12 protein-coding genes are annotated in these 14397 nt (G+C 75.2%); 3 read left to right on the plus strand and 9 right to left on the minus strand.

The window, feature by feature from the left end; all coding sequences use genetic code 11:
- Positions 1-21: 21 nt before the first annotated feature.
- The gene (locus BKA22_RS01835) at positions 22-600 is read left to right on the plus strand and encodes an NYN domain-containing protein (RefSeq protein WP_146951187.1); all 579 of its coding nucleotides are present in this window, start codon (positions 22-24) and stop codon (positions 598-600) included.
- A 221-nt stretch (positions 601-821) separates the two neighbouring features.
- Here the strand turns inward: BKA22_RS01835 and BKA22_RS01840 are convergent, their stop codons facing one another.
- From BKA22_RS01840 to nirB, 6 genes are read right to left on the minus strand one after another with little or no spacing between them, the layout of a single operon-like run.
- Positions 822-1625, minus strand: a complete 804-nt coding sequence (locus tag BKA22_RS01840) for an alpha/beta hydrolase family protein (RefSeq protein WP_146951188.1) — start codon at positions 1623-1625, stop codon at positions 822-824.
- Positions 1626-1634: 9 nt separating this feature from the next.
- A complete protein-coding gene (locus BKA22_RS01845; protein WP_146951189.1) occupies positions 1635-2372 on the minus strand; it encodes a sirohydrochlorin chelatase in 738 nt (245 codons plus the stop codon).
- The gene (locus tag BKA22_RS01850) at positions 2369-3487 is read right to left on the minus strand and encodes a uroporphyrinogen-III synthase (protein ID WP_146951190.1); all 1119 of its coding nucleotides are present in this window, start codon (positions 3485-3487) and stop codon (positions 2369-2371) included. Before BKA22_RS01850 ends, BKA22_RS01845 begins: the two co-directional genes overlap by 4 nt.
- The gene (gene cobA, locus BKA22_RS01855; protein WP_146951191.1) at positions 3484-4716 is read right to left on the minus strand and encodes a uroporphyrinogen-III C-methyltransferase; all 1233 of its coding nucleotides are present in this window, start codon (positions 4714-4716) and stop codon (positions 3484-3486) included. The genes BKA22_RS01850 and cobA overlap by 4 nt, the downstream gene beginning before the upstream one ends.
- On the minus strand, positions 4713-5147 hold the full coding sequence (gene nirD / locus BKA22_RS01860; protein WP_146951192.1) for a nitrite reductase small subunit NirD: 435 nt from the start codon (positions 5145-5147) through the stop codon (positions 4713-4715). The genes cobA and nirD overlap by 4 nt, the downstream gene beginning before the upstream one ends.
- Positions 5147-7759, minus strand: a complete 2613-nt coding sequence (gene nirB, locus BKA22_RS01865) for a nitrite reductase large subunit NirB (RefSeq protein ID WP_146951193.1) — start codon at positions 7757-7759, stop codon at positions 5147-5149. Before nirB ends, nirD begins: the two co-directional genes overlap by 1 nt.
- A gap of 266 nt (positions 7760-8025) precedes the next feature.
- On the opposite strand from nirB, the gene BKA22_RS01870 reads away from it, so the two are divergent.
- Positions 8026-8580, plus strand: coding sequence for a DUF1697 domain-containing protein (locus tag BKA22_RS01870; protein WP_146951194.1), 555 nt, complete (start codon positions 8026-8028; stop codon positions 8578-8580).
- 38 nt (positions 8581-8618) lie between these two features.
- Positions 8619-9065 carry an HIT family protein gene (locus BKA22_RS01875; RefSeq protein WP_146951195.1) on the plus strand — a complete coding sequence of 149 codons (447 nt, stop codon included), beginning with the start codon at positions 8619-8621 and terminating at the stop codon, positions 9063-9065.
- On the opposite strand, the gene BKA22_RS01880 is transcribed toward BKA22_RS01875, so the two are convergent.
- From BKA22_RS01880 to BKA22_RS01890, 3 genes are read right to left on the minus strand one after another with little or no spacing between them, the layout of a single operon-like run.
- Positions 9029-10612 carry an FAD-dependent oxidoreductase gene (locus BKA22_RS01880; protein ID WP_146951196.1) on the minus strand — a complete coding sequence of 528 codons (1584 nt, stop codon included), beginning with the start codon at positions 10610-10612 and terminating at the stop codon, positions 9029-9031. The genes BKA22_RS01875 and BKA22_RS01880 overlap by 37 nt on opposite strands.
- Positions 10609-12795, minus strand: coding sequence for a molybdopterin oxidoreductase family protein (locus tag BKA22_RS01885; protein WP_146951197.1), 2187 nt, complete (start codon positions 12793-12795; stop codon positions 10609-10611). Before BKA22_RS01885 ends, BKA22_RS01880 begins: the two co-directional genes overlap by 4 nt.
- A gap of 3 nt (positions 12796-12798) precedes the next feature.
- Entirely contained in the window at positions 12799-14229 is a 1431-nt protein-coding gene (locus BKA22_RS01890; RefSeq protein ID WP_146951198.1) for an MFS transporter, read from the minus strand.
- Between the last annotated feature and the right edge of the window lie 168 nt (positions 14230-14397).

Here is a 14397-nt window from a genome sequence, read left to right on the forward strand (position 1 = left end):
CCGCCCGACTAGCCTGGGCCGATGAGCACGGACACCGCCGCGAGCGGTACCACCTACCTGCTGGTCGACGGCGAGAACATCGATGCGACGTTGGGGTCGTCGATCCTCGGCGGACGCCCGACCCCGGAGCAGCGACCCCGGTGGGAACGCGTGCTCACGTTCGCCGAGCAGCGGTGGGGTCAGCCGGTCAAGGGCCTGTTCTTCCTCAACGCCTCCAACGGCAACCTGCCGATGTCCTTCGTGCAGGCGCTGACCGCGATCGGGTTCCAGCCGATCCCGCTGTCGGGCGAGTCGTACGAGAAGGTCGTCGACATCGGCATCAAGCGCACGCTCGCCGCGATCGCAGGGCGTGAGGGCGACGTGCTGCTGGCCAGCCACGACGGGGACTTCGCCCCCGAGGTGGAGGTCCTGGTCGACGCCGGCGACCGTCGCGTGGGGCTGCTCGCGTTCCGCGAGTTCACCAGCACGGCGCTGGCCGGGATGACGTCGCGCGGGCTGGAGGTCTTCGACCTCGAGGGCGACGTCGCTGCCTTCAACGTCCAGCTGCCCCGCCTGCGGATCATCCCCCTCGAGGAGTTCGACCCGCTGCGCTACCTCTGACGGTCGGCGGCGCCGACACCCGGTCGGCGCCGCCCCCGGCATGTACAACGTGTGACCCAGGTCACGAGATCGTCACGATCTCTCATGGCCACGCTCCCACGGTCGATCCCCGCACGAATGCGCTGATAGACATGCCCACGGACGGCTCGGGCGGTCCGGAGCGGCCTTCGTCAACGGCGACGGAAGCCGTTCCGGACCGACCGAGCCGCTGTCGTCTCCGGCTACCGCGCGAAGGCCTGCGTGAGCGTCTCGTCGACCAGGTCGCGCAGCTGGCCGGCGTGCGGTCCGTCGAGGATCGCGACGCCGTGCGCCGAGCCCTCGAGCTGCACGAAGCCGGCGGGGTCGTCCGTGCGGGCGATCTCGCGCGTCTCGTCCGCCGGCACGTCCGTGTCGTCGGCCGAGGCCACCACCAGGAGCGGCCCGTCGTAGGCAGTGGCAGCGGAGGCCGCGTCCATGCCGTCGAACGTCGCCGGTGCGCTCACCGCCACCAGGCCGACCGCGCCCAGGTCGGCGGCGAGCGCAGCCGCGTAGGTGCCGCCCTTGGACGCGCCGACGAACGCGGTGCGCTGCGCACCCTGCGACTGCAGCACCGCGAGCGCCGAACGGAAGGACACCTCGCCGTCGTCCGCCCAGGCGAACGTCGCGACCAGATATCCCTCGTCGACGAGCCGGCCGAGCTCGTCGGCCCACTGGCACTCGTCACCCTGGTTCTGCGGGGCGAGGAGCACCGCCTGCGGTCCGGAGCCGGCGAACGCCACCACGGTCGGGTCGTCGGTCGATCCGGCGAGCACGGCCGTCGTGCCGTCCGGCAGGCAGTCGGCGACGTCGGTGGGTGTCCAGGTGGGCGCCGTCGCGGGCCCCAGGCGCTGGCCGGTCGAGCTGCCGACCGGGCGACTGGGGACGGGCTCCGACCCCGACGCGCACCCGACGAGCGCGAGCGTGCAGGCGAGCACCGTGCCGAGGGCGCGCAGCGGTCCGGTCAGGAGCGCCCGGGACGGGCCGGCGGGGACGGAAGGGGTGGTCACCCGTCGTTCCTAGGGCGTGGACGGTGCCTCGCGCAAGCGGCCGGCGGCTTCCTCGTAGCGGTCGAGGACGATCGCGGCAAGCCTCGGGTCGGGTGCGAGCGGTGCGGCGACGACGTCGGCCCCGGCCTCGCGGACCCGGTCGAGGAAGAACCCCGGGGCGAGCAGGTACGAGGCCACGACGACGCGGCCGCCCGGTGCGAGGTCGAGGCGGGCCTGTGCCACGGCGACGGGGACGCGTGGGTGCGCACCGGCCCCGTAGCCGATCGCCACCGGGCGCCCGAGCCGGGCGGCCAGCCCCGCGGCGACGGCGGCGACCGCGTCCGCGGCGGCGGCCACGCTCGACCCGGCGGCGGCGAGCACGACCGTGTCGGCGTCGCGCAGCCCTGCCTCGACGAGCCGGTCGTGGAGGATCGCGACGAGCCGCTCGTCCGGTCCAAGCGGGTCGGCCGCGGTCGCCGCGTCCGGGGCCACCGCCTCGGCGATGTCGACGCGCACGTGGTAGCCCACGGACAGCAGGAGCGGCACGACCACGACCCCGGCGACGTCGTCCAGCAGCGCACCCGCGACGACGTCCGGCACCTCGGGCTGCTGCACGTCGACGAACGCCTCGCGCACGTCCAGGTCGGGGCGGACCGCTCGCACGTCCCGCAGGATCGAGGCGATGGCAGCGCGCCCGGCGTGGTCGTCCGTGCCGTGCGAGCAGCCGACCAGCACGGGCCGGGGCGTCGGCCCCGGTGCCGGGCTCATGCCTCCTGCTCCAGCTCGAGGCGGTAGCCGCGCTTGACGACCGTCCGGATCAGCCCTCGATGCCCGGCGGCGTCGCGCAGCCGGGCGATGGCCACCTCGGCCGCGTGCGTGTCCGTGGAGTCGCCGGGCAGCGCGGCCAGCACCTGCTCGCGCGGGACGACCGCACCCCGGGCCGCCGCGAGCACCCGCAGCACCTCCAGGCCGCTCGGGGTCAGGGGCAGGACCCGTCCGTCGAGCACGGCCGCCCCACGGTGCACCTGCAGCGGTCCGGCCACCGTCGCCAGCGCCTGCAGACCGCCGTAGTGCGCCACGATCGCCCGCACGAGCGAGCCGAGGCGACCCCGGTCGGGGACGAGCGGGTCGATCCCCCGCTCGACCAGCGGGCGGGCGGTCACCGGGCCGACCGCCGCCATGACCAGGTTCCCGCGGGCGCACAGCCGCACGATCGTCTCGGTCACCCCGGCCGCGTCGGCGGCCGCGAGCCAGGCCGTCGAACCGGGGGCCGAGGTGAAGACCACCGCATCGACCTCGCCCGCGGCCACGGAGCGCACGGACGCGTCGACCACGGCCGGGTCCGGCGGGGGTCCCCAGCGGTACACGACGAGGCTGCGCACGCGCGCGCCCGCCGCACGGAACGCCTCGTCGAGGCCGTCGGACCCGGCGCCGTGGTGCTGCACGGCGATGTCGCGCCCGGCCACGCCCTCGTCGAGCAGGACCTCGGCGATCTCGGCGCTCGTCTCGGACTCGGCGACCCAGTCGGCCGTCAGGCCCGCGGCCTGGATCGCACCGCGCGCCTTCGGGCCACGGGCGACGATCCGGGTGCCGCGCAGCATGTCGACGAGGTCCTCGGCCAGGCCGACCGCGTCAGCCGCCTCGATCCAGCCGCGGAAGCCGATGCCGGTGGTCACCACGACCGTGTCGGGCGGGTCCGCGAGGAGCACCCGCGTGCCTTCGAGCAGGGCCGCGTCGTCCGTGTGCGGGATCATCCCGAGGGCCGGCGCGTGCCGGATGGTGGCACCGCGACGCGTGAGGGCCGCGCTGAGCTCGCCGGCACGCCGATCGGCGGTCACGAGCACGACGCAGCCCGCCAGCGTCTGGTCGATCGGCTCGGTCACGGCGCCATTGTGACGTGCGCGGGCGCCTCGAGCAGTCCAGCCGCGGCGACCGCACCGAGCACCACCACCGCGGGCGAGCGCACCTGCGCCGCGGCCGCGACGTCCACGACCTCGCCGAGGACGGCACGGGTGACCCGCTGCGCCCCGGTCGTGCCGCTCTCCACGATCGCCACGGGCGTGCTCGCGGCGACGCCGCTGGCGAGCGCCTCGGTGACGAGCCGGGGAAGGACCGCCACGCCCATGAGGACGACGACCGTGCACGAGGCGTCGCGCAGCCCGACCAGCGCGGCGGACGACCAGCCGTCGTGCCCGTTCATCACGTGCACCGCCCCGACCGTCCCGCGATGGGTCAGCGGGATCCCGGCGGCGGCGGGCACCGCGAGCGCGCTGCTGACACCCGGCACGACGTCGACCGCGACGCCCGCCTCCCGGCACGCCAGGACCTCCTCGCCGCCCCGACCGTAGACGAACGGGTCGCCGCCCTTGAGCCGCACGACGAACCGCCCGCGCTGGGCCTGCTCGACGAGGATCCGGTTGATCTCGTGCTGCGGCACCGGGTGGTGACCGGGGGTCTTGCCGACGTCGATCACCTCGACGTCGGAGGGCAGCTCGTCGAGCACGGCCACCGGTCCGAGCCGGTCGGTCACGACCACGTCGGCCTCGGCGAGCGCGCGGCGCCCGGCGAGGGTGAGCAGCCCGGGGTCCCCCGGACCGCCGCCCACGAGCACGACCCGGCCCTCGCCTGCGGGACGCGGCCGGTGCCGTCGCAGGTCCACCAGCCCGTCGCGCAGGTGGGCCGAGAGCGCGTCGCGGACCGTGATGGTCCGGCGCGGGTCGGGGTCTCCGGTCGAGACGACACCGACGAGGACGTCGCCGTGCCGCGTCGTCGCCGGGGTGCGCGCACTGCCGCGGGCCCCGGCGCCCGCGTCGACGCAGAACACCCGCCGGTCCCCCGCCCAGGCGACCACGGCGGCGTCGGTGTCCCGGTCGCCCGTGGCGGTGTGCACGAGCCACACCTCGTCCAGGTCGCCCTCGCGGACCTCGCGCGCGTGCCAGGTGACGAGCCCCCAGCGGTGCAGGTCGGCGAGCACCTCGCACAGCTGCGGGGCGACGACGACCACCTGCGCGGCGTCGGCCAGCAGGCCTTGCACACGCCGGGCCGCCACCGGACCTCCGCCGACGACCAGGACCCGGCGACCGGTGAGGTCGAGACCCAGGAGCGTGGTCACGGCGCGCCGCCGGTGCCGAGCAGGTCCGTGCCGACCAGGACGGTGCCGTCGACCACCCGGACCGGCCACGTCCGCAGGTCGGGGTCCAGGCCCGGGACGGGGTCCTTGCCCGCGCGGTCCAGGCACCGACCGGTGACCAGGTCGAACACCTGCTTGTACATCGGCGAGGCGATCGTCGGTACGTCCGAACCGTCGACGAGGCGTGAGCCGACGATCCCGCGCGAGAGCACGTGCGCGTCGCAGAACGGGTCGTGCTGCTGCACGGCGAGCACGCGGTCGTCGAGCAGCCGGACCAGCGCGACCTGCGTGCCGTCGAGCAGCGCCGCGGCACCGCGCTCGGGGGCGAGGTCGATGAGCCGGCAGACCGCCGTCCAGCCCGGTCCTGCGATGTCGGCGGAGCCCTCCACCGGGACGGTGTCCAGCACGGTCATCAGCGCACCTCCAACGTCGATCCGGCGACCAGCACGGGCTCGCCGCGCAGTGCCGCGGCCCGCTCCTCGGCGGTGGCGGGCCTGGCCTGCCCCCGCTCGGGCACGTACGCCAACGACGGGTCGGGCTCCGTCGGGGCGTTGACGAACGCGGCGAACCGGCGCAGCTTCTCCGGGTCGTCGAGCGTGGCGCGCCACTCGTCCTCGTACTCCTCAACGTGCAGCGCCATCTGCGCGTCCAGGTCCGCGGCGATGCCCAGCGAATCGTCCATGACCACCGCCCGCACCCCCTCGAGACCGCCCTCGACCTCCTCGATCCACGGGGCCGTGCGCTGCAGCCGGTCGGCCGTGCGCACGTAGTAGAGCAGGAACCGGTCGATGGTCCGCACGAGCGTCTCGGTGTCGAGGTCCTCGGCCAGCAGCTTCGCGTGCCGCGGTGTGAACCCGCCGTTGCCGCCGACGTAGACGTTCCAGCCCTTGTCGGTGGCGATCACGCCGACGTCCTTGCCGCGGGCCTCGGCGCACTCGCGCGCGCACCCGGAGACGCCCAGCTTGATCTTGTGCGGCGAACGCAGGCCGCGGTACCGCAGCTCGAGCATGACCGCGAGCGCCACCGAGTCCTGCACGCCGAACCGGCACCAGGTGGACCCGACGCACGACTTCACGGTGCGCAACGACTTGCCGTACGCGTGCCCGGACTCGAAGCCTGCGTCGACGAGCTTGCCCCAGATGACGGGCAGCTGGTCGATCCGGGCGCCGAACAGGTCGATCCGCTGACCGCCGGTGATCTTGGTGTACAGCCCGAACTCCTGCGCGACCTGCCCGATCGCGATGAGCCCCTCGGGGGTGACCTCGCCGCCGGGGATGCGTGGCACGACGGAGTACGAGCCGTCCTTCTGCAGGTTCGCCATGACGTGGTCGTTGGTGTCCTGCAGCGTGGCCCGCTCGCCCTCGAGCACGTGCGCAGGGGCGGTCGTGGCCAGGATCGAGGCGACGGCCGGCTTGCAGATGTCGCAGCCGCGGCCCGCCGCGCGGGTGCCGAACCGCGCGACGACCTCGCTGAACGAGCGCACCCCGGCGACGCGCACGGCGTCGTAGAGCTGGGCGCGCGAGAGCGCGAAGTGCTCGCACAGCGCGGTGCTGACGGTGACGCCCAGCTTCTCCAGCTCGGTCGTGACGAGCTTCTTGACCAGCGGCAGGCACGACCCGCAGCTGGTGCCCGCCTTGGTGCACGCCTTGACGGCACCCAGGTCGGTGCAGCCGCCCTCGGTCACCGCGTGCCGGATCGCACCGGCGGAGACGTTGTTGCACGAGCACACGCCGGCGTCGTCGGGCAGCTCCAGGTCGGGGGCGCCCGCGCCGCCCTCGGGCAGCAGGTACGCGCCGGGGTCGCCGGGCAGCTCGCGGCCGAGCATGGGGCGCAGGCTCGCGTACGCCGAGGCGTCCCCGACGAGGACCCCGCCGAGCAGGGTGCGGGCGTCGTCGGACAGGACGAGCTTCTTGTAGACGCCGCCGACCGGGTCGGCCCAGACGATCTCGAGCGCGCCGGGCGTGGTGGCGAACGCGTCGCCGAAGCTGGCCACGTCGACGCCGGCCAGCTTGAGCTTGGTCGCGGTGTCCGCGCCCGGGAACCGTGCGGCACCGCCGAGCAGCCGGTCGGCGGTCACCTCGGCCATCGCGTAGCCGGGGGCCACCAGGCCGAGGCACGCACCCTGGATGCAGGCGACCTCACCGACGGCCGAGACCGCCGGGTCGTCGGTGAGGCACGTGTCGTCGACGACCACGCCGCCGCGGGCACCGATCGGCAGCCCGGCCGCGCGGGCCAGCTCGTCCCGCGGTCGCACACCGGCAGCCACGACCACCACGTCGGCGTCGACGCGTCCGCCGTCCGCCAGGTCGAGCCGGCCGACGCCGCCGCGACGGTGCGCGCGCAGGCGGGTCGTCTCGGCGTGCAGCCGGACGCCGATGCCCAGGCCGTTGATGAGCCGCCGCAACGCCTCGCCGCCACCGAGGTCGACCTGCGCCGACATCAGGTGCGTGCCGAACTGCAGCACGGTGGGCTGCGCGCCCAGGGCCTTGAGGGCACCGGCCGCCTCCAGGCCGAGCAGGCCGCCGCCGAGCACCGCACCGCGCACCGGGCCCGCCGTCCGGGAGGCGAGGTCCTCGACGTAGCCGCGGATCGCGGCGACGTCGTCGAGCGTGCGGTAGACGAACACGCCCGGCAGGTCGGCACCCTCGATCGGCGGGACCCACGCGGAGGACCCGGTCGCCAGCACCAGGTGGTCGTAGCGTTCGGTCCGCCCGCTCGCGGTCGTCACGGTGCGCGCCGTGCGGTCGATCCCCGTCACGGCGTCGCCGCGTACGAGCGTGACGAGCGGGTCGTGCCACAGCTGCGGGTCGCCGAGCGTGAGGTCCTCGGCCGACCGGCCCGAGAACCAGCTGGTGAGCGCGACCCGGTCGTACGGGCGCCTCGGCTCCTCGGCGAGCACGGTGATGCGCCAGGAGCCGGCGGTGTCGCGGTCGCGCAGGGCCTCGACGAGTCTCTGGGCGACCATGCCGCCGCCGACCACGACGAGGTGGCGGGCGCTGCTGGGTGCCTCGGGTGTTCCGGTCATGTCAGCTCCGTCGTCGGGGGCGGTGGCGTGTTATCGACGGTAGGAGGCGTGTGTTTCGCCCGGCGGGTCGGCCCGTTTCGGTCCGGCAACGGTGCGCGCACAGCGTCCACGCCCGCGCCGTGAGGCGGCACGGCCGTGCCGGACGAGGATCGCGGCCCCGAATCGGCGCACCGGCCCTCACTCGAACGGGTGAATCGCAGCGGCGGGGACCGCCGGACCGGCCTGTCAGGCCGACATGAAAGCCGTGACGGGACAGTCTGTCGGGTATGACCGCCGTGATCGCGCTGCTGCGTGCCGTGAACGTCGCCGGCCGCACCGTGCCCGCGGCACGCCTGCGCCAGATCGCCGAACGACTCGGCCACCGCGACGTCGTCACGCACGTCAACAGCGGCAACCTCGTGCTCGTGCCCGCGCCCGGTTCCGGCGGCCCGGACGACGTGGCCGCAGGGCTGGCCGCAGCGCTCGAGGCCGACCTCGGCTTCGTCGTGCCGACGATCGCCCGCTCGCGCGCCCAGTGGGACGCGATCGTCGCCGCCAACCCCTTCCCCGACCAGGCCGAGGCCGACCCCTCGCACACCGTCCTCATCTGCTGGGACGGGGTGCCCGACGCCGCGCGCGTCGTCGCGCTCGACCCGAGCGCGTACGGCAACGAGCTCGTCGTCTGGCACGACCGCGAGGCCTACGCCTGGTACCCCGACGGCATCGGCCGGTCCAAGCTCACGCTCGACGTGCTGCAGCGAGCCTCCGGGCTGCTCGGCACCGGTCGCAACTGGCGGACCGTCACAGCCCTGCAGGCGCTCGCGGCCGAGCGCGACGGCTGACGCGTCCCCCCGCACCCACCCGCGGCTACGGTGGGCGCATGACCACGCTGTTCACCCGGATCATCGACGGCGAGCTCCCCGGACGGTTCGTCTGGGCCGACGACGTCGCCGTCGCGTTCACCACGATCGCCCCCATCACCGACGGCCACACGCTCGTCGTCCCGCGGGCCGAGATCCCCGAGCTCACGCAGGCACCCGACGACGTGCTCGCGCACCTGACCCGGCTCGCCCGCACCATCGGTCAGGCCCAGCAGGCCGCGTGGTCCGCGCCGCGCGTCGCGCTGCTCGTCGCCGGGTTCGAGGTGCCGCACCTGCACCTGCACGTGCTGCCCGCGTGGGACGAGGCCTCGCTGAGCTTCGCGAACGCCCGGACCGATGTGCCCGCCGCCGACCTCGATGCGGCCGCCGAGACCGTGCGAGCCGCGCTCGTGGCCGCCGGTCACGGCGCTCACGTCCCGGCGACGCTCGGTTCGCCGACCCTCTGACCGGGCGCGTCGAACGCTCCGGCCGCCGGTCCGCAGGTCGCCGCGACCTCGGCGGTCGCACCGCCGGCAGGCTGCTCCGGGTCCGCCCGTCGCAACCAGTCGACGATGCCGCACACCGCGTCCTTGCAGCCGCCGCAGCCGGTCGTCGCGCGCGTGGCCGCGGCGACCTCGTCCACGCCGTGCGCCCCGCCGCGCCAGGCCTGCACGAGCTGGCCCTTCGTCACACCGTTGCACCGGCACACCACGGCCCGGTCAGGCATGAGGGTCGGCGACGACGCCTGGACGGCCGCACCCGCGACCGGACGCAGCAGCAGCTGGGCCGGGTCGGCGGGGGCCGGCGTGCCGCGCGTGTAGGCCGCGACCAGGTCCGCGGCCACCGCACCCGCCCCGACGCACGTCGCGGCGACCACCCGGCCGTCGGCCACCACGACCTCGACGTGCCGGCCGCCGTCGGGGTCGCTGAGCCGCACGCGACGGCCCGGGAGTGCCGGGTCGGACGAGCCCATCGTCACCAGGTCGAGTCCGGCCGCCTTGACGCGGACCACGTCGGTGCCAGCAGCAGGCAGGGCCGATCCGTCGCTCGCACCCGCGACGCCCGCCTCACCTGCGGCCCCCGCAGCGATCCGCCGTGCGAGCCGACGGGCCTGGTCCCAGCCCTGCGCGACCAGGCCCGACCCGCCCTCGGGCGGCTGCGCGCAGTCGCCGATCGCGCACACCCGCGGATCGGCCGTCGCCAGGTCGTGGCCGACGACGACCCCGCGTCCCACCTCGAGCCCGGCCCGCCTGGCGAGAGCGACCTCGGGCACCGTGCCCGCGCTCAGCACGAGCAGGTCGGCGGGCAGCACCTCGCCGCCCTCGAGCCGCACGCCGACGACCCGCCCGTCGCGCACCACGGCCTCCTCGGTCCGTGCCCGGGTGCGCACCTCGACGCCCAGACCGGCGAGCGAGCCACGCACGACCTCGCCGGCCTGGGCATCGAGCTGGCGGTCCATGACGTGCCGCCCGCCGTGCACGATCGTGACCGCCAGGCCGCGTCGGGCCAGGCCGCACGCGACCTCCAGGCCGAGCACTCCCCCGCCGACGACGACCGCCCGACGGGCGTTGACGGTCGCCGCGACGACCTCGCGCGCGTCGTCGAGCGTCCGCAGCGCGTGCGCGCCCGCGGGCAGCCCCTCCTCGAACCCGACGAGGTCGGGCACCCGTGCCCGGGCGCCCGTGGCCAGCACCACGACGTCGTACGGGTGGCGGGCACCGGCGTCGTCGACGACGACCCTCTCCTGCCGGTCGACCGCGACCGCCCCGACCCCCGCCAGCACCTGCGTGCGGGCGTGCCGGGCGGTGCGCGGCAGCGTGATCGCCGCGACGTCGACCTTGCCCGCGACGACCTCGGACAGCAGCACCCGGTTGTACGGCTCGTACTCCTCTGTCCCGAGCACGACGACGTCGAACCGGTCGGGCCCGCCGTAGGCGTGCAGGTCCTCGACGAAGCGGGCACCGACCATGCCGTGCCCGATGACGACCACCCGCACGGGTGCGTGCACGTTCATCGTGCCTCCAGGAGCTCGCCGGCCTCGGCCGGACCGACCGGGACCGGCCGGTCCCAGCGGGTGACGTCGACCGCGCACACCTTGAACTCCGGCATGCCGGAGACGGGGTCGGTCGCATCGGTCGTCAGACGGTTCGCACTGCCCGGGCCTGCCCAGTGGAACGGCAGGAAGACGGTGTCCGGCCGGACCACGTCGGTGACCCGTGCGGGCGCGAACCCCTGGCCCCGGCCCGTGGTCAGCCGCACCGTGTCCCCGTCGCCCACACCGAGCAGGTCGGCGAGCAGCGGATGGATCTCGACGTACGGACCCGGGCTGGTCCGCACCAGGTCGGGCACCCGCCGGGTCTGCGCACCGGACTGGTAGTGCGCGAGCACCCGACCGGTGACCAGCCACACCGGTGCGTCCGGCCGCAGGTCGTCGCTCGGGCCGCGGTGGTCGACCGGCACGAGCTGGGCCAGGCCGTCGGGGTGGCCGAAGCGGTCGAGGAACAGCCGGGGCGTGCCGGGGTGCGCAGCGCCGTCGGGCACGGCCGGGCACGGCCAGAACAGGTCCGGCTCGGCGTCGAGCCGGGCGTGGCTCAGCCCCGAGTAGTCGGCCCGCCCGCCCGCCGAGGCACGCGCCAGCTCGTCGAAGACGACCGCGGGATCGGTCGGGAACGGCACGCTCGAGCCCAGCCGGGCCGCCAGGTCGGCGAGCACGTCGAGCTCGCTGCGCACGCCCGGCGGCGGGGCCAGCAGGCGCCTGCGGCGGATCACGCGCCCCTCGAGCGAGGTCATCGTGCCCTCCTCCTCGGCCCACTGGGTCACCGGCAGCACGACGTCGGCGAGCAGCGCGGTCTCCGAGGGCAGGAAGTCGCACACCACGAGCAGGTCGAGCGCGGCGAGCCGGTCCCGGACCCGGTCCGCGTCCGGTGCGCTGACCAGCAGGTTCGACCCGTGCACGAGCAGCGCGCGCGGCCCGTCGGCCGTGCCGAGCCGGTGCAGCAGCTCGACGGCCGGCACCCCGGAGCGCGGCAACGACGCGGGGTCCACACCCCACACGCCGGCGACGTGCGCGCGGGCGGCCTCGTCCTCGATCGACCGGTAGCCGGGCAGCTGGTCGGACTTCTGCCCGTGCTCACGACCGCCCTGGCCGTTGCCCTGCCCGGTGATCGCGCCGTAGCCCGAGCCGACGCGCCCCGGGAGCCCGAGCAGCAGCGACAGCGTGATCGCCGCGGTGACGGTGTCGGTGCCCTGCGTGCTCTGCTCGACGCCCCGGCCCGTGAGCACGTAGGCGCCGGCACCGCCGTGCACGGGTGAGGCCGCCGCGAGCAGGTGGGCCACCTGCCGAAGCGTGGCCACCGGGACGCCCGTGACCTGCTCGGTGCGCTCGGGCCACCACGAGGCGAGCGAGCGGCGCACGTCGTCGAGCCCGCTCGTGCGCCGGGCGAGGTAGTCGGCGTCGGCCAACCCGTCGGCCAGCACCAGGTGCGCCAGGCCGAGCAGCAGCGCGAGGTCGGTGCCCGGCACGGGCTGCACGTGCACCCCGCCGCCCTCGTGCGTGAGGTCGGCCGTCGCGGACCGTCGCGGGTCCACCACGACGAGCCCGCCGGCCGCGCGCACCCCCGCGAGGTGCTGCACGGCCGGCGGCATCGTCTCGGCCAGGTTGGAGCCCAGCAGCAGCACGGCCCCCGCCCCGCCGAGGTCGGCCAGCGGGAACGGCAGCCCGCGGTCGACGCCGAGCGACCGGTTCGCGGCCGCGGCCGCGCTCGACATGCAGAACCGGCCGTTGTAGTCGATGAACGGCGTGCGCAGCACGGTGCGGGCGAACTTGCCCAGCGCGTACGCCTTCTCGTTGGTCAGGCCGCCGCCGCCGAACACCGCGACCGACCCGGCGCCGTGAGCCGCCTGCAGCGCGGCCAGCCGGTCCGCCACCAGCGCGAGCGCCTCGTCCCACGTGGCGGGCACGAGCGTGCCGTGCGCGTCCCGGACCAGCGGCGTGGTGAGCCGGTCCGGGGCGCGCAGCAGCGTGGGGCTCGTCCAGCCCTTCTGGCACATCCCGCCCCGGTTGGTCGGGAACTGCCGGCCGGTGACGGTGACCCCCGTCGGGCCCTCCTCGCTCGCGGTGAGCGTCTGGGCGCACTGCAGCGCGCAGTACGGGCAGTGCGTGTCGGCCGTCCGGGCGCTCGCTGCGGTGGGCGGCACGGCTCAGATCACCGTGGTCCCGAAGGCCGAGCCGCGCCGCTGGTACACGGCCCACGTCGTGGTCGCCATCACCACGTACAGGCCGACGATCACCCACAGCGCGGCCTGGATGTTCCCCGTCAGGGACGTGGACACCGCGAACCCGCGCGGGATGAGGAACCCGCCGAACGCCCCGACCGCACCGGCGATGCCCAGGCAGCCCGCCGCCGCCTTGCCCCGTGCGGCCAGGTCCGTGGCGTCGACCGCGCCGAACCGGAAGACCGCGGGGATCATCCGGTAGACCGAGCCGTTCCCGGCGCCCGTCGCCACGAACAGGACCAGGAACGAGGCCAGGAACGGTCCGAACGCGTGCGCCCGCAGCGCGAAGATCGCACCCACCGTGCCGGTGGCCATGACCGCGAACGCCACGATCGTCACCCGCGTGCCGCCCCACCGGTCGGCGAGCATCCCGCCGAGCGGCCGTGCGACCGAGCCGACGAGTGCGCCCAGGAACGCGATCGACATCGTCACCTCGGGGAACTGCCCCTTGAGCAGCGTCGGGAACGCCCCGGAGAACCCGATGAACGAGCCGAACGTGCCGATGTAGACGAACGAGATGATCCAGGTGTGCCGGCGACGCGCGGCCGCGCCGTAGGCCCGCGGGTCGGCCTTCGCGTTCGACAGGTTGTCCATCGCACGCCACGCGAGCACCGCGGCGAGGATCGCCAGCGGCACGAACATCAGCCCGGCCCGCTCGAGCTGCAGCCCGGCACCCGCGACGATCACGATCGGCACCGTGAACTGCACCGCGGCCGTGCCCAGGTTGCCGCCCGCCGCGTTGAGGCCCAGCGCGCGACCCTTCTCCCGCTCGGGGTAGAAGAACGAGATGTTCGCCATCGACGAGGCGAAGTTGCCGCCGCCGACGCCCGCGAGCGCCGCGACGCACAGCAGCGTGCCGAACGAGGTCGTCGGGTCCTGCACCGCCCAGGCGAGGGCGAGCGTGGGCAGCAGGAGCAGCAGCGCGGAGACCACCGTCCAGTTGCGCCCGCCGAACAGCGGGACCGCGAACGTGTACGGGATGCGCAGCGTGGCGCCCACCAGGCTCGGCACGGCGATCAGCCAGAACATCTGGTCGACCGTCAGGTCGAAGCCCGCGGCGGGCAGCTGCGGCACGACGATGCTCCACAGGGCCCACACGGCGAAGCCGAGGAACTCGGCGAAGACCGACAGGCCGAGGTTGCGGCGCGCGATCGCCCGCCCCGTCGACGCCCACTGCGCGTCGTCCTCGGGGTTCCAGCCGTCGATCCAGCGACCGGGGCGGAACGTGAGCGCCGCACCGGTCGCGGGGACGAGCGGGACGCCGGTGGTGGGGGTGGGGGCCGTGGTGGCAGGGGTCGGATCGGGCAGGACGGTGGGCGCCTGGTCGGCGGCCGGGGTCACGAGCGGTGTCGCCATGGAAGACCTCCGGGAGGACTGTGGGGGTGCCTCGAACAGTCCCCGACGCTAGGAACCGGATGTTTCCGCCGCCGGTGCGCATCCGTTGCGCCCGCGGAACTTCCTGCGCACGCGACGTGACCCGCCGGTGTGAGGTCGACGGCCGCCCGGCACCCTCCGCCGCCGCGT

This window comes from Cellulomonas soli, from assembly GCF_013409305.1.
Taxonomy (GTDB): Bacteria; Actinomycetota; Actinomycetes; order Actinomycetales; family Cellulomonadaceae; genus Cellulomonas; species Cellulomonas soli.